Below are 21,104 nucleotides of genomic sequence, written 5' to 3'. Positions count from 1 at the left end.
GGTCCAGCGGACCTTCGAGGGACACCCACCGTCGACCGTTCGGTCGACATCTCCGTCGTTTGTTCGACGTATTATCCCAGTTAAGCCTGGTTTTAATCGGGCGCCACTGGCAGCCTCTTGTGCAACATACGGCACAAGGAGCAAGCAATGGCGCACACGCTTTCTTCTCTTCGCAGCGTTGCCGCCGAGATGGTCGGCGCAGCGGGACTCGCCGCCGCGGGCATGGTGCAGGCGGACGGCATGGGGGACGTCGACGCCGTCTGCGGACCCGCCATCGTCGCGGCGACGGGGTCGACGGTAGCTCCGCGTAGGGGCTATTGACGACACCGGGGCGACGCATCCGAGCACGGGAGGCTCTGTTCGGGTGCGTCGCCATCCCCGGCAGCGAATGCCGGGACCGCTATCGACCGAACGTATGAAAATCCGGCGGCGTCACGATCGCGCCGCCAGTGCGCGCACAACTGCGCCTAGAGTCCCACCCAGGTGACCGCGGCCGGCACGGCCCCGCCGCGGCGGCGGGGAAAGAGAGGGCGATGGCAGCGGTCTTCAACCCGCCTCCCAATTGGCCACTGCGATCGGGCTTCACACCGACCCCGGACTGGTCACCGGATCCGTCCTGGCCGCCGGCGCCGCCCGGCTGGCGGTTCTGGGTCGAGGAGCCCGCCGAAGAGGCCCGCGCCCCGCTCCACCCCGCTCCCGGCGCAGTCGGTGAAAATGCCTTCCAGCCAAGCTATTCGGCCCCGCCGCCAGCGCCCGTCGAACGCCCGCACCCAGGCCCCGGCCGGCGTCGTGGGTTGTTCGTCGCCGGCGCGGCGGCATTGATCGTGGCTGTGGTCGCCACCGTCATCGGCGTCGTGCTGGTCAAGCAGCACGGCAGTTCCCCCGCTCCACGGCCGGAGAACATGCTGGCCGGCACATTCCCCAACACACCTACCACCGCCTGGACCGCAGAAGCGTCAATCCTGCTGAACGGCAGGGACGGTCGGGTCGCGACACCGGTGTTCGGCGCCGCTTTCTACGGCAGCCCCGGCGCGATCATCGCCGGCGATCACGTGATCGTCCACGTGGTACGGGCCGATCACTCGTCCCAGCTCGACGAGGCCGAACTGGTATCGCTGAGCTTGGCCGACGGGCGTGTCGAGTGGTCGCTGCCGGTTCGGCTCAGCGACGGCTGCGCGCGCAACCTGTTGCGAAATCTTCTGGTATGCCAGAAGTCCGGTGACAACGGCCGCCCGGCACAGCTGCAATTCATCGATGTCGGCACCGGCAAGGTGGACTCCACGGTGCCCTCACGGGCGTCGATCCTTGCCAGTGACGGGACGAGTTTGTACACCGCGTCCTACAGCAACGACGTCGGCGGCCTGACCGTCAGCAAGGGCACCGCCGAGAATCCCGCCGCCGCGTGGACGCGCACCGTCGGAAACGACGCGTGCCAGGCCTACGGCGACGGTGACGGGCAAGATCTTCACGTCGCTCACGGCGTGCTCTGGGGCTATCTCGGCGGCGCCGAGATCGCGCTACGTGCGGTGGACGGGTCGGCCCTGTTCGACCACGAGGTGGTCAATGTCCGGATGCGGGAACCCGACACCATCATCGCCACCCGATGCCGCGGCGGCGCAGACTTCGACAGCTGGCCGACCGAGGTGGCCACAATCGACGGCCGCCAACTGTTCACCACGCCGGATCAGCTGCAGACCGAGGACCTTTCGGTGTTCGCCGGTGGGCCGCCGCCCTTGACCACCACCCGCGGCGAGGCCTTGGACCCTCGGACGGGGCAGACCTTGTGGCACCTGCCGGGGACGCCCTCGTCCGGAACCGGTTGGGTGGTCGGCGACATCGGGATGGCCTCCGACGCCGACGGACTGGGTGCCTATGACATGAGCTCGGGAAATCGCCTGTGGCGCAACGGTCTAAGTTCCCGCTCCCATGCCCTGACCGATGGCGAGCACGTCATTGTGTCCACCGACGACGGCGATGTCACGGCGATCAGCCTGTCGGACGGATCGCGCATCTGGGAGGTCGGCACCGGTGTCGGCAAGGCTGCCGTGATTTATGCCACCGATCAGGGTGTGCTCGTCGTCGGCACAATCGGTGTGGCCCTGCTCCGGCCCAGCGGCCCGGCCGCCCCGGTGCCGGCCGTCGGCACGAAACCGACCGGCTCCGCTGGCACGCGTCTGGTCACCAAATGCGGCCGGCCCGCCCACTTCGAGCCGCAAGCCATCCGGGCAGAGTCCGGTGGGCTGGTCATCACGATGAAGATCGTGGCCCAATGTCCGGGCGGAGACGTCCTGTCCTCGGGACAGACCAGGCTCTCGGTGACCTCCGAGGGCCAGAATGTGGCCGCGGCCACGTTCGATCTGTCGGCGGCACCCATCGTCATTCCCGCCGGCTCCGGCGACCGGCCGGCCGTCACTCATGACTTCGTGTTCCCGGCAGGCACATTCTGGCGGATCCCGGTCTCGCTCAATGCTGTTCCGACCGGTGGCGCGAGCCAGTCCGGCCCGACCGATCTGGGCGTCACCACCTTGGTCGTCGACTGCCGGCAAGACGGCCCGACCGGCAACGGCCAGACGCCCAGCGGGTCGCGGGGCGATCAATCCAGCACCGCCAGCGGCCCGGCGGCCCCCGCCACCGGCGACAGCGAGTCGGCCAGCTTCGACGCCCTGCGCGCCCTGGCGACTGCCGACCGGCCGTTCGTCGCCGCCAACCTCGCCGACCGGTGGGTGCCGCAGCTGAGCTCCAAGCGACCCGGGCTGGTGGCCGACGGCATCACCTGGGACAACGCCGCGACACTGCGCGAGCATCTGGATCTTCGACTGCGCTACCCCGAAGTGCGGCTGCTCTACTCCGGGGACTGGTCCACGTTCTCCTCACCGGACTTCTGGGTGACCGTTGCGGGGGTGACGTTCGCCGACCCCGACAGCGCGCTGGGCTGGTGCCGCGATCACGGATTCGACCGGGAACACTGCTACGCCAAGCTGGTCAGCACCACCCATCCCGTGGACGGCAGCACCGCGTTCAGCCCGTGAGAATCGTTAGGACGCAGTCATTGTGCGCGTCCGTTGCCCTCCGGCCCGCCGCGCTGCTCGCCTGTGTAGGTGGTGCCGGCGCCGAAGCGTTGAGTCGAATCGGCCAGTACTCGCGCGATGCGGTCGGCCGCGCTGCCCGGGACCGGATCGGGTTCCGGGGGCGCCGCGCGGAAGATCGTCGGAGCTTCCCCGGCAGTCGGTGCTGCGCCGGTCGGCACGGCAGTCGCTGCCGGTGGAGGCCCGGCCGGGGCGGCTGCGGCCGGCTCGCGGCGGGCGCGCAGCAGCGCCGCGAGTGGGCCGACGGCCACCGCGGCGACGAGCACACCGGCCGCCATCCAGCAGATGACGACATCGAAGGTCGAGGTGATCTGTTGGGCCAGGGTGTTGCCGTACACCGGGTTGTACGCCGGGCCGCCGTCGACATAGAACACCCGCAGGGCCATCGCGACGCCGATGACGACCCGGCCGATCGCGAACCCCACCAGCGCCGTGCTCACCGCGATGAGCACCCGCGCTGACACGCGTGGCTTGGCGAACGTCACGCGCAGCCACAGCGTCAGTGCCGCGGTGATCGCATCGAAACTGATCAGCATCGCGGTGTCGTACCAGGAATGCGGCAAGCCCAGGCTGCTGGCCACCGCGACATCTGCGATACGCAACACGATCGACGCCAGACACCAGAAGGCGATCAACGTCAGCACAGTCCGCACCGCCGCACCGAGCACCTGCCGGTCCGCGGAAGCCGTCGACGTCACCGCCGACAGACTGGCCGCACCGTAGACGGCGGCCGCCAACACCCAGAGCAGGTACCCCTCGTAACCCACTCCGGCCGTCGACGTGCTCTGCGCGATGCCGTGGAACGCGTCGATCTCCCGCCCGGCGTTCAGACTCCAGACGACGAGGCTGCCCGCCAGCGACGATGCCCCCAACGTCACCACGGCCAACTGCGACGCAGCCGAATCGCGTCGAATCCACCTGCAGCCGATGCCCACCGCGAGCACCGCCACCACGGCGTAGAGCAGGGTGAGCACGATGACGGCGGTGTCGGATTTGCCCAACGAGTCGGCCGCCCACATGTACTCGGTGCGCCAGTAGATGTTGAACAAGGTGGACAGCACGGCCAGCACCATCGCAGCGACCGCGATGCGACGAGTCCAGGCATGCCAGGCGGGGTGCTCGACCGGCGGCCAGGTCAACGCCGGCTGCGCCCCCAACACCGCACCGGCCAGCGCGAACAAGACCCCGGGGCCGATGCCCGGAGAGACCGCCCCGGAGCCGGCCTGCCGAAGGGTTTGCACGACCGTGTACACCACGAATCCGCACACGACCAACAGCAGTGGAGCGTTGAACAGCACGCGCAACCGCGCCCCCAGTGCCGCCCGCATGCCCTCGGCGGCCGGCAGATGGCTGAGCACGAGAGCCGCCACGGACAGCAACACCGTCACCCACACCAGTGCGAACAGCCACCCACTACTGGCGGGCACCCCGACCCCGAAGACCACGTTCCACGGCAGGCACAGCGACACCGCCAGCAGCGCGCCGGCGACCAGATCGCGGGCGGTGGTCCATTTCCGCGCCGGGTCCGCGACTTGCCTGCTGTGTGCACCGCCGGAGGGGCTGGCCCCACCAACGCCGGTGGCCGTGACGTCGGCGTGATTGTTCACAAGGATCCCCCAGAGAAACCGGACCGTCGGGTGATGATTCGTGGCATTTCCCCGTCATATAACCCGACCGGCCATCGTCACGGTGCACGTTAGGCCCCAAAATCAGACGTTCGGACGAACGATCCGCACTCCGGTGGGCCGCACCCGGACCTCGCCTGTCCGGATCGCCGAAATTCATACGTTCGACCGACGGCGACCCCAGAACCGTGCGACAGCGAACCCGCGACCGCCACCGGCCGGCTACGCCGGCCCGGCCGAACAGTCATCACGTGCCCGGTTAGCGATGAATCGCGGCGGCGGCGATGAGAGGATCTGGCGAAGTATCTGTCGACGGAGTTAAGGAGCGCCGTGTCTGACTTCTGGGCGGTCGAGCTCAATGATGAGAACCCTGATCCTCGGGTGGCGTGCGTCGTGCTGTGTGACGTGTCGGGCTCGATGAACGGGGATCCCATCGCGGCCCTCGAGCACGGGTTCTCCTCGTTCGTGCACTACTTGCACAACGACACTCTGGCCAGCAAGCGGGTCGAAGTCGCCGTCGTCACGTTCGGGTCGGCCGCCACCGTGCTGGTGCCGATGCAGGAAGCCCGCACGCTGCAGCCCGCGAGGTTCACCGCGTCGGGTACCACGAACATGGCCGCCGGGATCCACCTGGCGCTCGACATCCTCGAGGACCGCAAGCACGCCTACAAGGCGGCCGGGCTGCAGTACTACCGGCCCTGGATCCTGATCCTCACCGACGGCAAGCCGAACGTCGACGGGTTCGATGCCGCGGTTGCCCGGCTCAACGCCGCCGAAACCAGCAGGGGTGTCACCGTTTTCCCGGTCGGCGCGGGTTCCGGGGTGGATTATCGACAGCTGGGCCGGTTGTCGGTTCAACGGTCCCCCGCACCGCTGAACGGGCTGATGTATGAGGAACTCTTCGAGTGGTTGTCCGCGTCGCTGAGCAACGTGTCCAATTCCACCGACTACGCCCGCAGCGATGAAGCCCTCGGTGCGATGGGCGACCGGATCAACCTGCCGCCGGTGAGCGGCTGGACGAGCGCATGACCCACCCCGTCACCGGGGCGCGCGGCAGTTGGCAGTGGGGCGTGTGCGGCGCCTCGGTCGTGGGATCCGAGCATCAGCGGCGCGGTCTGGGTTGTGACGACGCGTACTGCTTCGGCGTCACTCAGGATTTCGTGGTGGCGGCGGTGGCCGACGGCGCGGGCTCGGTCACCGGGACGTCGGCCTGGGGCGCCTACACCGCCTGCCAGAGTGTGCTGGCCAATGCCATGCGATCTCGGTTCATCCGCGAATTCCGCAGCAGCACAGCCGAGGAAGCCGAGCAGATGTTGCGGGGCCTGTTCGACAAGGCCACCGAACATGTTCACGCTCAAGCGCGTTACTTCGGGCTGGACAGCGCAAAGCTGGCCACCACGCTGTGTGTGGCGTTGGCCGACCGCGACCGCGCCGCCTTCGGTCAGATCGGCGACGGCATCATCGCCATCGAAACCGAGGGTGGCATCGAGACACTGCTGATCGAGGCCAAGGACGACTACCAGAACGCCACCTGGTTCCTGCAGTCCGATGGTGCGTTCGAGGAATCCTTCCGCACGGTGGTGCGCCCGGCGGTCACGGCATTCGCGCTCAGCACCGACGGAATGACGTACAAGATCACCAATGTCGCCAGCGGCGAAGCCTACGAGCCCTTCTTCCGAGGCTCGTGGGAACGGGTGCGCGCCGGGGGCACCTCAGCCAACTTCGCCTCTCTGCTGCGCAGCATCGAGGACGACCAGACCGGCGACGACAAGACCATGGTGCTGGCCACCCTGCACTGGCAGGACGACGACTACTACCCCAGCCCGACACCGATAACCAAGATGACGGCCAGCTCACCGAGTCCGTCGGTGCTGCACCCGAATTCTGTTGCTGTACAAGCTATTTCGGATCAGACACCGATCACGGCGCAGACGCCTGAGCCTGCGCCCGAACCCGTATCGCCGGCAGGCGACGAGGCGCCCGAACCCGAGACCACCCCCATCGGCAAGCCTTCGGGCCGGCCCCGGCTCTTTCGGCGGTCGGAGAAGTGAACCTGCTGCTGGGGACCGGACAGTCGGTGACGTTGGGACCCGCGCTGGCCAAAGCCGGTGAAGGCACCATCTACGACGTCGTCGGGCGACCGGACTGGGCGGCCAAGGTGTTTCATCCGAACCTGCCAAACCTGTACCACAAACTGGCCAAAGTCGCCGCGATGACCCGGGCCTCACCGGAGGGAGCGATCCAGCCCAACGGCTTCGCGGTTCTGACCTGGCCGATCAGCACGCTCAGCGATGGGCCGAGTCTCGTGGGTTACGTCATGCCCAAGATCGCCACCGCGACCTCCGTCGAGATCCACGCGCTGAGCAATCCGTCCAACCGGCGCGACCCGCCGCCGAACGCGCCACAGTGGGTCAAGCACGCCACCTGGGGCCACCTGGTGAACGTGGCAGCCAATCTGTGTCTGGCGGTCGAGGTTGTGCACTGGGTCGGCGCGGTGATCGGCGACTTCCAGGAACGCAACATCCTGGTGTCCGACACCACCGAGGTCACGCTGGTCGACTGCGATTCCATGCAGTTCACCGATCCGGCCGGTCAGCAGTATCTGTGCACGGTCGGCAGACCCGAATTCACCGCCCCCGAGCTGACCGGTATCGATCTGCACACCCAACCGCGCAGCCAGGCTTCCGACCTGTTCGCACTGGCGATCCACATCCATCAACTTCTGATGGGCGGCAATCACCCGTTCCTGAGAGGTGAGTGGACCGGTCCCGGCGAGCAGCCCGCCGCATTGGCATTGGCCCGTAACGGCGATTGGGCCGGCGGTCCGTCGTCGCAGTTGCGTACCCACCCGATGGCGCCGCCAGTGACGTTCCTGCCCGGTGAGATTCAACAGCTGTTCTATCGCGCGTTCACCGCGGGTGCCGTCGATCCCAGCCAGCGTCCCACCGCCGGCCAATGGCGTGACGCGCTGCAACGGATCACCGTGACGACGTGCCCGGCGGGGCACCATCAGATTCCGGTCTCGTGTGCGGCGTGCCCCTGGTGCGCGATCGACGAAGCCCGTCAGGCGCGCCGCGGCGAGGGGCCTGGTTATCGCACCGCCCCCCACCCCGCGGCGACGCCGGCCAGCACCGGACCGATCAGCCAAGCCGGCGCCCGCGGATCGAGCCCGAAGATCGCCGGTATGAGCACCCGCACCCTGACCGTGGTGTTGATCGTGCTCGGGGTGCTGGCCATCGCGTTGTCGGCGTTCATCGCCTGGGCGGTGATGACCGGCCGGTCAACGACATTCGGTGCCCCGGCCGCCAACCAGGTCAGCGTGTCGTCGCCGCGACTGTCCGCGGCGAGCCGCTGTCAGTGGGACGAGACGTTGCGCTGCTCGGAGGCGTTGTTGAGCGCGGACTGGCCCAGCCCGTCGATCTGATTCTGGGCGTCCAGCAGCGCCTTCTTGTGCTGCGGCCACCAATCGTTCACGAACGTCTGGGCGTCCTTGCCGTCCCAGACTGAAGTCAGCGACTGCACCACCTTGTCGATCTGGGAGACCAGGTTCCCGACGTTGGCCGCGTGGGACTTGAGCTGGCGACCGGTGTTCTCGACGGCGTCGACGTCCATCCCCATACGTGCCATTGGTGATGCCTTCCTGTTTGCGTCCGGCCATCGTGGATCGGGCTGGCGAGACTGTGGTTGGCACGACTGTAGGGCACCGCGGAGCGGCGTCGCGAGGGTTTGTCGGCGGATTCATCCGAATGGCGTACACCGCACCGGGGACCCGTGCGGTCAGCGGCCGACCGGGCTTGCGTGGTTGGCGGTGATCGGGTCGGGAAGGGCGATCGCGGCCTCACCCGACGCGCTCAGATCGATGGTGCCGCCGGCACCGCGCGACACCGGCTCGCCGGAGCTCAGATCGGTGAGAGTGAAGGTGGTCAGCGGCGACGTCGGCGTCGGGTCACTGAACGACGACGGTCCTTGGGTGTACGCGACGGCGACCACGTTCTGCGCGTCGTAGCCCGGCCAGGGCGCACCGGACTGTTGGAGCGTCGTGAAGCTCACGTCGGCGGGCGGGGTGAGCGGGTGCGCTCCCGCGCACCGCACCCGCGGAACGCCGGCAGGGTCGACCATCACCGCGGTGCCCGCCTGCAGGACCGCCTGCGTGCGGGTGGGCCGTCCATCGGTGCCATATCCGTGCGCGCTCACCCAGGTGTCCACGGTCAGCACCGCCGGCGTCAGCGTGTTGAGGAAGGACGGAACCTGCTGGGGCCGAATACCTTCCACCTCGGCCCAGGCCCGGGCCCGGCCGGAGTGGGCATCCAGGAAGTTGGCCAGCGCGGGAGCATCACACGGCGCGGTGTTCTCGGTCGCACCGTAGAGCCCGGGATGGGCGCCGGACACCAACCGCACACCCCGCTCCTTCGACACCGCCAATCCGTTGGTGTCGGTTTGGATCGCCTGCACCGCGGCCGGTGACACCAGCACCGTCGGGACGGCCGATGCCGCCATGAACGGCTCGGTTCCGGGGCTGTTCGCGGCGATCAGGGTGGCGGCGGGCCGGCCGGGGCCGTGCTCGTCGAAGATCGTGTCGCGCTCGGCGAGAACCACACCGACGAGAGTCGCCAACACCACCGCGGTCAGTGCGACGGCGGCCACCGCAAGGATCGTGTTGGTCCGCGGTGATGCCGGCGGTGCGGCATTGGGATCGGACCAGGTGGGCGGCGCGGGGTTCACTTGGACGGCGAGACGTCGACGATCGTGCCCTGGAACTTCTTCATGCTGGCCTTGACATCGGTGAACCGGGGATCCGACGAATTGTCGAAGTCCTTGGCCACATCGTCGTACAGCAAGGTGTGGTCGTAGCCCTTTTCGAGCAGCTTCTCCATCGGCACATCAGAGTCGGACTGGAAAACCGAATTCCACGGCAGTGGGTTCTGATTGGCCACACCGGCGATCATGGTGAACACATTGGCACCCGGCACGACGGTATTGATCGAATTCACTATCGCCCCTGCCCCGGGAACCATGTCAGGGATACCTTCTGACGTATTGCCGTGAAGATGCACGGTCTCAACGCCGTCCAGGTTGCCACTGATGATGGGCGAGCCGTAGGTGACCAAATTGGTCACGTGGAACCCCAGGCCATCGGCTTGCGTGGCGACGTTCTGGGCGTCGATCCCGCCCTGGCTGAATCCCACCAGCATGACGTCGGTGTTGGCGCCGTCGGGAGAGAACTTGAGAGCCTCGCGAATTCGAGCAACCACGGTCGGATCCACCTTGCCGTCCAGCAGCGGAACGTTGCGCTCCAAGGTCCGATTGTCGGTGGTGTTCATACCCTGGAAATAGACGATCAGTCGGGTCTTACCGTCAGGTCCGATGACTCGCTCGATGCGTACCCCGTCACCGTCTTTGTTGTAGTTGTCGATATGCGCGAAGAGCTGCGCAGTCCCCACCGGCGCCGCCGCGCGCGGCCTGTCCCCAGTGTTGCTGACCTTCTCCTGCTCGTCGGCGTTACGCCGCAGGCTGACCGCGCCGTCACGTAATGCCGACACCGCCGCCCGCACGTTGGGCTGTGATGTGCCGGTCCACTGCGATCGGAATCGATCGGCGTCGGTACCCCACCATGGCCCGTTGATCGACGAGCTCACCGCCTTGGCCACCCCCTCGAGGGCGCCGGCCACGCTGTCGAATTGCTTTGCCGCCGTGCGAAGCTGATCGACATCGGCACCGTTATACGCCATGACTGCCTCCCCGGTACTAGATGGACGGCTGGGCGACCTGGAACCAGGTGCCCTTCCCGCGCTCGATCAGCACCCCGCGGCCGGGCGGGAAGTAGCTGCCGTGGACGTGTCCGATCGAGGTGCTCAACAAACTGTCGGTGTCGGTGCCGTCGGGGGCCAGCACGATCCCGCGGCGCGCGGACTTGAACGGCTGGGCGAGTTGCCAGGCTTGGCTCCACGACGACACTCCTGATTCACCGACCACGAAAACCGAAGCCTCACTGAGTGTTTTCACCAGTCGGGTCAGGTCGTTCTCAGCTTCGCTGCCCCCGAAATCGGCCACCGATTCGATCACAACCATCAGGGTGTCGGCCGCGTCGGCCGGGAGTCGCACCATCAGTTCGTTGGCGTAATCGGCCACTCGCGAAGGCCCGACCACCACGTCGTCCCAGCCACCGGCACCGGCTGCTGTCGACGCCGCGGGCGCCAGATAGACCAGCCGGATCCCCGGGTTGGTGCGCCGCACGGCCTGAGCCAGGGTCAGCAGCGTCGACGTTCGCCCACTGCCCGGCGGACCGGTCACCATGAACACCCCGTGCGGGCTGACCCCGATCGGCGCCAGCGTCTCGGCGGCGACACCGATGGCGGGGCTGCCGGGCGCCGCCGTCGCGGACAGCGCATGAAGCGGGATCTGCTCTGCCAGCCGGACGACCGGCTCGGGTTCCTGAAATCCCTTGTCGCGCATCGCTTCGGCCAGCTGAGCAATCGCGCGTCCCTGAACCGCGGTGTTGGCGTCGCCACCGAAGACTGCGACCTGCACCTCTTGGCCGTCCATCACCCCGCGCCCTGGCGGTGAAGCCGCCGACAGCACGTCGGCGGACACGCCCGCCAGGCCGTAGTCGTCGTCGGAGGCGAGCCGCAGGACCAGCCGCCGTTGAATGGTCGAGGACAACGACGCCGACAGCGCACCGGGACGGTCGGCGGCGACGATCACGTGGATACCCAGCATCCGGCCGTCGGCGGCGAGCTGGGTGAACATGCCGAAGTTCGGGGAGCGGGAGGTGTGCTCGTAGGCGTCGCGGAAGGCAGCGATACCGTCGACGAGCAAGAGGATGCGCGGCTCGGGTTCCCCTGTCAGCTGGCGGTATTGGACGATGTCGGAGGCGTGCGCGCGGCTGAACTTCGCCGAGCGCTCGTCGAGAAGTGCGGTCAACCGGCGCAAGACCCGGCCGATGCGTTCGTCATCGGCGGCGTCGACGATCGCGGCCACGTGTGGCAGCGCGTCGAGCATCCGCAGGCTGCCCGATCCGAAGTCGAACCCGTAGACGTGCACCGGTGCGCCGCCGGGGCTCACCGCGGCCGAGATCGCCAGGGTGCGCAGCACCGTCGACTTGCCCGACCCGCCGGTGCCGATGATGGCCATGTTGCCGTCACGGTCCGGGTTGAGGACGCCCAGGCGCTGTGTCTGGTCGTCGGGCCAGTCCGCCTGTCCGATCACCAGCTGTTCGTCGCGGGCCAGTCCGGTGAGTCTCTCCAGGGCGTAGACCGGCGCCAGGGGCGGCAACCAAGGCCGGCGCGGGGGTTGGATCGCCAGCGTGTCGGTCGCCGATCGAATTGTGGCGACAATACGTTTGATGTCGGTCGGTCCGGCAGCTTTGCGGCCCGCACCCACTGCGGTCAACCATTGGCGTCGGCGGCCGAACACGAACTCGCACACGTCGATCGGCGCCTGCTCCGGCTCGTCGCTGGTGAAGCCGCCGACGTATCCGGACTGAAAGACCGTCAACCGTCCGGGCCCGGTCTTGGCGACGGCGCGCCCGGGCACCCCGAGCGGGAAGTGGGCGGCCAGGGGATCCTCGATGACGTCCACGGAGTCGTCGACATCGTTGAGCCGCAGCGCGATCCGCAGGTTCGTGTTGGCGCGCAGGTTGTCCTTGATCACGCCGGCCGGACGTTGCGTGGCCAGGATCAGGTGCAGACCCAGCGAGCGGCCGCGTTGCGCGACATCGATGACGCCGTCCACGAATTCGGGCACCTCGTTGACCAGCGCCGCGAACTCGTCGACGATGATGATCAGGCTCGGCGGAGTGTCCGGGTCGCCGGTCTGTTCGAGCGTCACCAAATCCTTGGCGCCCTTGTGGTTCAACAACTCTTCGCGGCGGCGGATCTCGGCGCGCAGCGAGGTCAGCGCGCGGCGCACCAGGTGCGGCGACAAGTCGGTGACGAGCCCGACGGTATGGGGTAGATGGACGCACTCGGCGAAAGCCGCCCCGCCCTTGTAGTCCACGAACAGGAACGTGACCCGGTCGGGACTGTGCGCGGCGGCCATTCCCAGCACCCAGGTCTGCAAGAACTCGCTCTTGCCCGAGCCGGTGGTGCCGCCGACGAGCGCGTGCGGGCCGTGCTCGCGCAGGTCGAGGTGGAAGTCGGCGGTCCCGGTCGAGCCGACCAGGGCCCGCAGCGTGATGGGCTGCCCCGACGGCGTTTGGCTGCGCGGCCGTCGCGACGTGACCGACTCGTTGGCCAGCCAGTCGCGGGTCACCGTCGCCGGGTCACCGGCCAGACCGGCACCGGCCAGAGTCACATACGACACCGAGCGCGGGAGGTCGGTCTCGTCCTCGACTGCCGCCCCGACATCGACGACGGGCGCCAGCAGCAGGGCGACCTGCACGGCGTCGGGAATGTCGAGGGTCTCGCAGGCGATCGGAAAGGTGTGCCGGCCACGCCGCACCTCGCCGACGGTCGAACCCGCGCTGGCGTTGTCGACAAGTAGGAAGGTCCGGCAGGCCGCCGGCAGACTGGTCACCTCGGTCGCCACCCAGATGACGTGCACGCCAACCGTCGCGCCGTGTTCGGCCAGCCGGGTCAACCGCGGCCGATCGATCGGGGCGGTGTCCTCGACGATCACCACTACCGCCGGCAGCACCCCCTGGGCCGGGGCATCGAAGCTGGTTCCATTCTCGGCGATCACCCCGAAGCTGGGGGCGTTGACGTCCACTCCCTCGCGGCGCTTCTTGACCAAGTCCTCCAACCGGGCCAGCAGTGACGCTGCGCCGCTGGCGCTTTCGGTGAGGTGGTTACCAGTCAGCGGGCTGTGCACCGAGCCGGCGTGCGGCAACCACTCGAGCCACTCCCAGCACTGCCGGGCCTGCGGTGAGCTGAACGCCGCGACGGCCAGGTCGGCGGGCGAGTGCAGGCCGACGAGTTGCATCACAACGCCACGGGCGACCCCGTCGACCAGGCCGCGGGGGCCACACAGTCCCAGCGCTCCGCACTCACGCAGGTCGGCGACAATCGGTACCTCGCTGACCAGTGCGAACTCGTCGCGGAGCTCGTTCAGCTGCGCCGCGTAGTGCGCGTCACCGTCCTGACCCTCATGGATCTCGACCACGCATCGCGACGGCGCGTCGCCCAATCCCATTCTGATGCTGAGGAATTCGGGATTCTCCGGTCGATGGGTCCACAACAGCGGGCCCAATCGGTGAATGGCCTCGACGGTTTGAGACAGCGCCGGGGTCTCCGCCAATCGGGTCGCCCGCTCCACCCGCTGGGCGGTGGTCAATTCCTCGGCGAGTACCCGCAGCGATTCGGCAAACCGGGCGATCGCCTCCTGGCGCCGCTTCTTCTCCTGCCGTCGGGTGTCGAAGTACATCCCGATCATCAGCAGCGGGCTCAGCGCAACGAACAGCACCGAGAGCAGGCTGCGGGTCGTCACCAGCAGGACCAGACCCATGACCAGCGGCAGCAGCATCGACACGATCGGCAGGTGCTGCGGCTCGGGTCGCGGCGGTATCTGCGGGGTGACGAAACGCCGCTCGGCGAATCTGGCCACCACCCGTGGCGAGCGGTTGAATTCGATCGCACTGCTGTCGGATTGGGCAGCACGAGATCTGACCGTGGGGAGCACCGCCAGCTCGGTGGATCCCACCCGCACCGTGTCGGTCGCCCCGATCACGGCCCGCTGGACCGGAACTCCGCCCACCAGAACGCCGTTGGGACCGGCCAAGTTGGAGATCTCGACGGTGTCGCCGACCGCAATGGCGGCGTGCACCTCCGACAGGCTCGGGTCGCTGAGCAGCACGTCACTGGTCAGGGCTGTCCCGATTCGGGAATTCCCCGCCGAGAGCGGGAACTCGCGACCGGCGTCCGGCCCGGCCAGTACCCGTAGGACGGCGACCGAGCGGCCGCGTCGGGAGCGTGACACCGGGTTGGCCGGCGCGCTCGCGACACTGACCGTCGAGCCTGATCGGATGCCGGAGTCGATGAGGCTGCGACGCGGGTCGAGCACCCGCCCGGGCGTACCGCTGTCGAATGAACTGTGCTCGAGCTTCAGGGTGGCGCCGACAGGCGCTGCGGCGGTTCGCCGCTCGGGATCCCCGGACACCAGGGCCGCGGCCAGGTCGCCGATCGAGGCTGTCGCGTCGGCGGTGACCGCCAGCTGTGCGTGCGTGCCGTCGGGCCGGCGCAGGATGATCTTCAGTTGCATCTAGAGCCGTCCCACCCCGACCGGCACCGGCGAGCTGACCTTGCGCAAACTCCGGTCGAGCGTACGGCGCAACGCGGTCTGCTGCCGCTGCCCAAACGGGTTGGCGCCCAGGCTGATGTCGATCACCGAGATACCGGTGGCTCGGTCATGTAGCCCGCGCCGAGGCGCTTCGGTGGCCAGGACCGGCAGGGCCGCCAGCCCTCCGGTCGCGGCGAAGACCAGGCTGCGCAGGCCTGCCGCGGCGAATCCTGGGGGCCGGTTGTCCGCGGTGCGCACCGTCCTCAGACCCAGCGTTGCGGTGCCGAAGGTCATGCCGGTCAGGCCCCGCCACAACGACATCCACACCGAGATCGCGACGAAGGACACCGGCACCACGATGTAGATGACGTCGACCACGCCCAGGACGGTCGCCGCGATGGCGATCGGGAAGGCGGGACTCAACATGGCGGCGACATCCAGGAGGTGGCTGCAGCACCGCACTCCCCGCCCGGCTCCGACGATCTGGTCGCTGACCACCGGCATCGTCGGCTGGGTCGGGAACGGCTGCTGCGGAGCGGTCGTCGTGGTCACGAGATTTGCCGGGCGATTGGGCACCGACTGACCACAGGCCGAGCAGAACGGCGCATTGGCCCGCACGATTGACCCGCAATGAGCGCACGAGATGTCGGCGGGGGTCGTCACCGCACCCTCTCCGGTACTGATCGCCAGGCCTGCTGCCCGCACGCAGCCACCACCACCACTTGGACTCCCTCCTGCCGGGCGGCCCTGAACACCCTTGGGCGCGCACGACGGTGGGCCCGCCGGTCAAACCTTAGGCTCGGCATCGCGCGGGTGCAGTCAATTGTCTGTAGGTCGAACGTACGATTGCTCGGGCCGTCGGCGTGCGGCAACGATGGCCCAACGAGCCGCGCGACCGCGGCCCGCAAGGCCTGTCTGGACGGCTCGGAGGATCGCGCGGATGCCGGATTCGGTGCTACCGCCCAGCCGTTTCGGCGCGGGCTACACCGTCGGCTCGCCGCCGCCGACCGCGCTGCCGGCCACCGACGGGACGCAACTGCGCAGCCAATCGCCGACCGGTCCGGCCGTGAGCTCGCCTCCCGCGGGACCGGCCACCAATGCGCCGATCAGCTCCCTCGCCCTGGCATCGTTCGTCTTGGTGCTGCTGATGGGGCCGTTCATCGCGCCGCTGACGATTCCGTTGAGCCTCATCGCACGCCGGCACATCACTCAATCCGGCTCCGCCGGTGCCGGACTGGCCAAGGCCGCTCTCGCGATGAGCTGCATATATCTGATCGCGGCGGCCGTGGTGGTCGTTCTTCTGGTCGTCGTCAGGCCGGCCTGATCGGGCAAATCCCGCCTCTCAGTGTCGACCGTTCGACCGATATTGCCGCCGTTACCGAAATGACATAGTGACGCCACCATCAATTCGCAAGGGGAAGATTTCGGTGGACGTTGCTCTCGGGGTCGCGGTAACGGGCCCATCGGCGCGGCTCGCGCTGCTGGATTTCGATACCGGCAACGTGCTGGACGAATCGGATTTCGCCCTGCTGTCGGACCCGGCCGGTCAACTGCACACCACCATCGCCGGCACCCACCAGTCCCTGCGTGAGAGCGACCATCGACTGGTCGCCACCCGGGTCTATTGGCCCGACCAAGTACAGGCTGAACGGCTGGCCCAGGCGCTGGCTCAGTCCGGTGTCTCCGACGTCCGCACCGTGTCGGGAACGGAGGCCGCCACCGCGCTGGTGCGGGGGGCCGCTCGCCACGGTGAGTGCGCACTGTTGTTCGTTGACGAGGACACCGCGACGCTGTCGATCGTGGGCGCGGACGCCGAGACCACCTCGGTAATCGCCGCCGAACCGTACGCCGGTCCAGATCCCGGGCCCGCGTGCGCGGCACTGCTGCGCAGGCTGGCCGAGGAGCCCGGCGCCGCGACCGGTGTGTACCTGGTGGCCACCAGCGGCGATCCCGCGACGGTTGCCGCCGGGCTGCGTTCGCAGCTTCCGCTGGCCATCCCCGAGCATCCCGCATTCGCGATCGCGCGGGGGGCCGCCACCGCGGCACAGGAGTCGCCAGTCACCGTCCCGGAGCGGCCGGCGCCGCGTCCCGAACCCAAGCCCGCGCCGGTGGCAGCGGCGGTTGCCGCGCCTGCCGCCGCCACGGTGGAGAGCCCGCTGATCGGTTCGCAACTCGCCTATTCGATGGCCTACGACTCCGGCCCGCTGTCCATCGAGGATCCGGCGCGCTACCCCCGGGACAGCGTGCCGCTGCAGCGCGCGATGCACCCGTTGAGCTACACGTCGGATCCGACCGAAGTCGACAGTGCGGTCGCTCCAGCGGCGCGGCCCCAAGTGCTGCTGGTCGGTAGCGCGGTGGCCGCCGTCGCCGTGGTGGCGTTGGCCGGGCTGGCCGTCTGGGTGGCCATGGGAATTCGGCCGCCGACAGTCGGGATCGCGGCGACAAGCAACTACGAAACCGATCAGGGTGCCGTGGGCTCGAGATACGGCCCTGTCCAAAACTTGCTGGAGAAGAACGCCGCTGCCGTGATTCCCGCCGCTGTCGCGGTCCCGGATGCCGCCAGCGACGGCGGTTTCAAGGTCGTGTATTCCGGTGGCGGAGGGGGCGGTGTCCCGAGCGTCCCGGTGAACCTTCCGGCGCCCTTGCCCCCGCCGCCGGTCGAGGCGGTGCCGGCGCCTGGATTGCCCGCACCGAACGTCGTGCTGCCGCCGTTCAAGCTCCCCCCGCCGCCGCCGATCATCGTGCAGCTACCCCCGCCGGGGCCGATCAAGCTGCCGCCACCACCGGTGGTCGATCTTCCGCCGCCACCAGTGATCAAGGCACCACCACCACCGAAACTCCCGCCACCACCGGTGGTCGATCTTCCGCCGCCGCCGGTGATCAAGGCGCCACCACCGCCCGAGCTTCCACCGCCGCCGGTGATCAAGGCGCCACCAGCGCCCAAGCTTCCACCACCGCCGGTGATCAACCTGCCGCCGCCACCGAAGCTTCCGCCGCCGCCGGTGATCAACCTGCCGCCGCCACCGAAGCTGCCGAAGATCTGCGTGCCGATGCTGCCGTGCGTCGGCGGGTAGACCCGGACCGGGACCGAGTGCTCAGAGATCTTTGAGGCTGAGGATCCCATCCTCGACCGCGCGGGCCAGCAGCGCCGACTTGGTCGGCGCCGGCCGGCCGGCCGCAGCGTACTTGGCCCTGGCGCGCTGCAGATGAGTGCGCACGGTGGTCGGCGCGATGAAGAGCCGTTTGCCGACCAGGTCCTTGCTCTCCGTTTGGAACCAGGCGACCAGGACTTCTTTCTCGCGGTCCGACAGATTGATGCGGCCGACGGTGTTGCCACTCAACATGGCATTGGCCATCCGCGGCGCGACATAGGGCTGCCCGTCGCGAGCGGCCTGGATCGCGTCTATCAGGTGACTCTGCCCCTCGGACTTGACGACGTAGGTCACCGCGCCGATTTCCAGACAGGTCAAAATCACCTCATCGGTGAACATGTGCGAATACACGATGACTCGTTGGCCCGCCTGACACATCCGGGTCAACGTCGTCCAGTCCGGCCGATGCCCGTCGATTTGCAAATCCAACAGAACCACGTCGACATCCCGACTGGAGGGATCGGGAAAGCGCGCGAAAAAATCCGCCGGGTTCGTGAAACTTCCGACAACTTCTATCGGTGGGTCAGCGCGCGCACACCATGCTTCGACGCCGGCGTGAACAACATCGTGGTCGTCAATGATCGCTACCTTGATGGGTGGCTGTGAATCACCGGCGACTGTCATCCTTGGTTCCCCCCAAGTGGCGGTCCGCTGTTACATCTGCACTTAATCAACATGCAAGATAAACCAACGGCGGCACGTGGTGCCATACATCTGTACCAATGCCAGCAATGTCACACGCCGTGTGACACTCGGCCGAGCACCCATCTCGGGCGTTCCGCCGATTTCCGGCAAATTTTCGTGCGTCGCCTTAGCTCACCGCAGCGGCAGTCCTCGGCCCCATTCGACAACCCTCGAAGGGGCGATCGCGCGTCAGCCGACCGCCGCGGTAAACGCGTCGACCAATTGGGCCCGGTTCCATGGCGGACCGGTGGCCGCACCGTTGCCGGCAAACACGATCCGGTCGACGGCTCCGGGACCGAATCGGACCACACAGGCGTAGTCCGACGGGTCTGATGAGGCCGCCAACAGCGTTCCGTCATAGGTCTTTTCGGCAAGTTCGGCCAGCGCGTCGATAACCTCGAGACGACTGCTGGGCCGGATGCTGTGGACACCGTGGGCCGTGGTGTTCACCAGCCACCACTGTGAGCCCGCACCAGCGGCGGTAATCGCTGCGCCGGCCAATCGATCCGGTTCACCGATCGGAGCCAGGTAGGCGCCGACACGCCGTGTAGCCCCGAGGAACCCGTTCACCGCAGACTCCAACTCGGGATCCACCGCGTAACGGCCATTCGGACCGAATTCACCGCCGACCAACCCGCGAACCATCAGCGAACGAATACCGCGCATCCCGGCATCCCGCATAGCCTCGGGTGCGGTTGGGACCGTTGCCAATCCGGTAGGCCACAATTGGTTGTGGATTGCCGCCAGCGCGACCACTTCGTCATCGGTGAGCACAAACGCCCGAGTCATCGGCCCCTACTTGAAATTCGAGAAGAGCTTTGGCAGATACCCGACAATGCCGTCGACCGCCCCTTGCAATGCGCCGCCGGGGTCGGCAGCAATGTAATCGGTGACAGTTTTCACTCCGCTTGAGCTGAAGTCGGCCTTGGACGCTTCATTCACCACATCGCCCCATTGCGATATCGCGACGCCGGTCAAGTACATCGGCACGTTGCCCTTCTCAAGGCCGGCTCCTCGAAGTTGGCCGCCGGCGAAGTCCACAACGCCGTGCACCTTGTCGCCAGTCGCGATCTGGTCGTCGAGCACCAAAGCGGCGGTGTCCGTGTAGGGCAAATACTCGCCGAGCGGAGTCTTCGAAAGCACGTTTTCCACGGTGATCGGGCCAAGTGGCGTGTTCATGAAGTCGTTGTAGCCGTGGCCGAGACCGCTGAACGAAATGGCTTCTCCGGGCACCGAGTGGGGGACCAACGGTGTGGGCGCGCTGGATAGGCTGGACCGCGGACTGACCGCCCCGCTCGAGGCACTTGTCTGCCGCTGCTCCGAGGCATTCTTGAGTGCGGATTGCCCCAAGCCGTCGACGTGCTGTTGGGCTTCGGCTAGTGCCTTCTTGTGCTGGGGCCACCACTCCCGCACGAACATACTGGCGTCGGCCCCGTCCCAGACCGACGGCAGCGTGTTGACGACCTTGTCGAGCTGAGCGATCAGGTTGCCGATCGCTGCCGCGTGACCTTTGAGTTGGCGGGCGGCGCTTTCGACGGCATCGGTATCCATACCCATCTGGACCATCGCCGCACCCCCGATTTCTCACCAGCAGAGCAGCCGATGGCGCTCCATCCAGCCGAGACTAAATCACTCAGCCATGGGTGACGGTGCCTCGCAGCGCCGATTCGTCCGTTCGGCGGACAGGCCATCAGCGGCGGTGCGGGCTGTTCTACCCACACCACCCACTGGGCGATGTGGACCTGTTGTCCTCCGTTCGGTTGATACCGCCGCGACCGTTCTTTCGCGATCATGTGCCTACACCGGGCCCGGCCCGGGTCTGACAACTGCGCGATCCGGCGAAGACTCTCGATGAACTCAGGCGTCGCCGACGTTGTGGGTACAGGAGGGACATCGTGAACACCGACGGCGCGGATCCGCACAGCGAATATCGGCGACAAGCGGCCGCGCACTTTGGGCAGCCGGTCGCGTCGCCGCCACCGCCGCCAGATACCAAGCCCCCGGCGGCGCCGCGCATCTTCCGCGCCCCAGCGCAGACCCCCGCCCAGGGCGAAGCTCAGCCACCTGGTCCCCCGCCTGTCGCCGAGCCGGAACCGTCACGCGAGTCCGCCGCACGTCTGTTGCGCGAATCTTCGCAACGCTTCTCCGCCGGCACCACCTACACCGGCACCGGCCGACGCCACGACCCTGCCGCCACCCCGGCGCCCGCAGCGCCGCGCGAGCAGCCCACCATCTCTCGGCAGCCCATAAACAGCCCGCCTCCACCGCAACGGCCATCGCCTCCTCCGCCGCCGTACACACCTCCCCCGGCCACACCCACGTACTCGTCACCGCCACCGACATAC

General features: G+C 67.9%; 16 protein-coding genes and 1 pseudogene. 7 read left to right on the top strand and 10 right to left on the bottom strand.

Translation table 11 applies throughout. The features are described 5' to 3' along the window. The first annotated feature begins 147 nt into the window (after positions 1-147). Positions 148-321, top strand: a complete 174-nt coding sequence (locus tag MSZK_RS32475; protein ID WP_158230637.1) for a hypothetical protein — start codon at positions 148-150, stop codon at positions 319-321. Positions 322-533: 212 nt separating this feature from the next. After that, entirely contained in the window at positions 534-3,029 is a 2,496-nt protein-coding gene (locus tag MSZK_RS23230; RefSeq protein ID WP_099250901.1) for a PQQ-binding-like beta-propeller repeat protein, read from the top strand. A gap of 17 nt (positions 3,030-3,046) precedes the next feature. Here MSZK_RS23230 and MSZK_RS31875 read toward each other — a convergent pair whose 3' ends face one another. Further along, a complete protein-coding gene (locus MSZK_RS31875; protein ID WP_102869267.1) occupies positions 3,047-4,693 on the bottom strand; it encodes a hypothetical protein in 1,647 nt (548 codons plus the stop codon). A gap of 348 nt (positions 4,694-5,041) precedes the next feature. Between MSZK_RS31875 and MSZK_RS23220 the strand changes: the two genes are divergently transcribed. Genes MSZK_RS23220 through MSZK_RS23210 form a run of 3 tightly spaced genes read left to right on the top strand, consistent with a single transcriptional unit; the run spans position 5,042 to position 8,135 of the window. Then, positions 5,042-5,740 (top strand): VWA domain-containing protein, encoded by a 699-nt coding sequence (locus MSZK_RS23220; protein ID WP_233211476.1) that lies wholly within the window; start codon positions 5,042-5,044, stop codon positions 5,738-5,740. Beyond that, positions 5,737-6,762 (top strand): PP2C family serine/threonine-protein phosphatase, encoded by a 1,026-nt coding sequence (locus MSZK_RS23215; RefSeq protein ID WP_099250900.1) that lies wholly within the window; start codon positions 5,737-5,739, stop codon positions 6,760-6,762. The genes MSZK_RS23220 and MSZK_RS23215 overlap by 4 nt, the downstream gene beginning before the upstream one ends. Beyond that, positions 6,759-8,135: a hypothetical protein gene (locus MSZK_RS23210; RefSeq protein ID WP_099250899.1), complete on the top strand. Its 1,377-nt coding sequence runs from the start codon at positions 6,759-6,761 to the stop codon at positions 8,133-8,135. Before MSZK_RS23215 ends, MSZK_RS23210 begins: the two co-directional genes overlap by 4 nt. On the opposite strand, the gene MSZK_RS23205 is transcribed toward MSZK_RS23210, so the two are convergent. From MSZK_RS23205 to MSZK_RS23185, 5 genes are all read right to left on the bottom strand, one after another. After that, positions 8,066-8,338, bottom strand: coding sequence for a WXG100 family type VII secretion target (locus tag MSZK_RS23205; protein ID WP_233211475.1), 273 nt, complete (start codon positions 8,336-8,338; stop codon positions 8,066-8,068). The genes MSZK_RS23210 and MSZK_RS23205 overlap by 70 nt on opposite strands. A gap of 150 nt (positions 8,339-8,488) precedes the next feature. After that, positions 8,489-9,355: a DUF6777 domain-containing protein gene (locus MSZK_RS23200; protein WP_142389987.1), complete on the bottom strand. Its 867-nt coding sequence runs from the start codon at positions 9,353-9,355 to the stop codon at positions 8,489-8,491. Between the two features lie 74 nt (positions 9,356-9,429). Beyond that, on the bottom strand, positions 9,430-10,440 hold the full coding sequence (locus MSZK_RS23195; protein WP_099250896.1) for a WXG100 family type VII secretion target: 1,011 nt from the start codon (positions 10,438-10,440) through the stop codon (positions 9,430-9,432). 16 nt (positions 10,441-10,456) lie between these two features. Next, a complete protein-coding gene (locus tag MSZK_RS23190; RefSeq protein WP_099250895.1) occupies positions 10,457-14,905 on the bottom strand; it encodes an FtsK/SpoIIIE domain-containing protein in 4,449 nt (1,482 codons plus the stop codon). Next, positions 14,906-15,628: an RDD family protein gene (locus MSZK_RS23185; protein WP_233211474.1), complete on the bottom strand. Its 723-nt coding sequence runs from the start codon at positions 15,626-15,628 to the stop codon at positions 14,906-14,908. A gap of 235 nt (positions 15,629-15,863) precedes the next feature. Here MSZK_RS23185 and MSZK_RS23180 point away from each other — a divergent pair, with 235 nt between their 5' ends. Both MSZK_RS23180 and MSZK_RS23175 read left to right on the top strand, forming a co-directional pair. Continuing rightward, the gene (locus MSZK_RS23180) at positions 15,864-16,247 is read left to right on the top strand and encodes a hypothetical protein (protein WP_099250893.1); all 384 of its coding nucleotides are present in this window, start codon (positions 15,864-15,866) and stop codon (positions 16,245-16,247) included. 103 nt (positions 16,248-16,350) lie between these two features. Continuing rightward, on the top strand, positions 16,351-17,997 hold the full coding sequence (locus MSZK_RS23175) for a hypothetical protein (protein ID WP_099250892.1): 1,647 nt from the start codon (positions 16,351-16,353) through the stop codon (positions 17,995-17,997). A 21-nt stretch (positions 17,998-18,018) separates the two neighbouring features. Here MSZK_RS23175 and MSZK_RS23170 read toward each other — a convergent pair whose 3' ends face one another. From MSZK_RS23170 to MSZK_RS33190, 4 genes and pseudogenes are all read right to left on the bottom strand, one after another. Further along, the gene (locus MSZK_RS23170; RefSeq protein ID WP_099250891.1) at positions 18,019-18,699 is read right to left on the bottom strand and encodes a response regulator transcription factor; all 681 of its coding nucleotides are present in this window, start codon (positions 18,697-18,699) and stop codon (positions 18,019-18,021) included. 249 nt (positions 18,700-18,948) lie between these two features. Beyond that, complete coding sequence (locus MSZK_RS23165; RefSeq protein WP_142389986.1) at positions 18,949-19,548, bottom strand: hypothetical protein; 600 nt, start codon at positions 19,546-19,548, stop codon at positions 18,949-18,951. A gap of 6 nt (positions 19,549-19,554) precedes the next feature. Then, positions 19,555-20,325 carry a WXG100 family type VII secretion target gene (locus MSZK_RS32140; protein ID WP_233211473.1) on the bottom strand — a complete coding sequence of 257 codons (771 nt, stop codon included), beginning with the start codon at positions 20,323-20,325 and terminating at the stop codon, positions 19,555-19,557. Between the two features lie 592 nt (positions 20,326-20,917). Next, positions 20,918-21,104 (bottom strand): annotated as a pseudogene (locus MSZK_RS33190) (hypothetical protein); the annotation flags it as partial.

This window comes from Mycobacterium sp. shizuoka-1, from assembly GCF_002723835.1.
GTDB lineage: Bacteria > Actinomycetota > Actinomycetes > Mycobacteriales > Mycobacteriaceae > Mycobacterium.
Note: the sequence above shows the minus strand (reverse complement) of the source record. Positions and strands in the feature narration are given on the sequence as shown.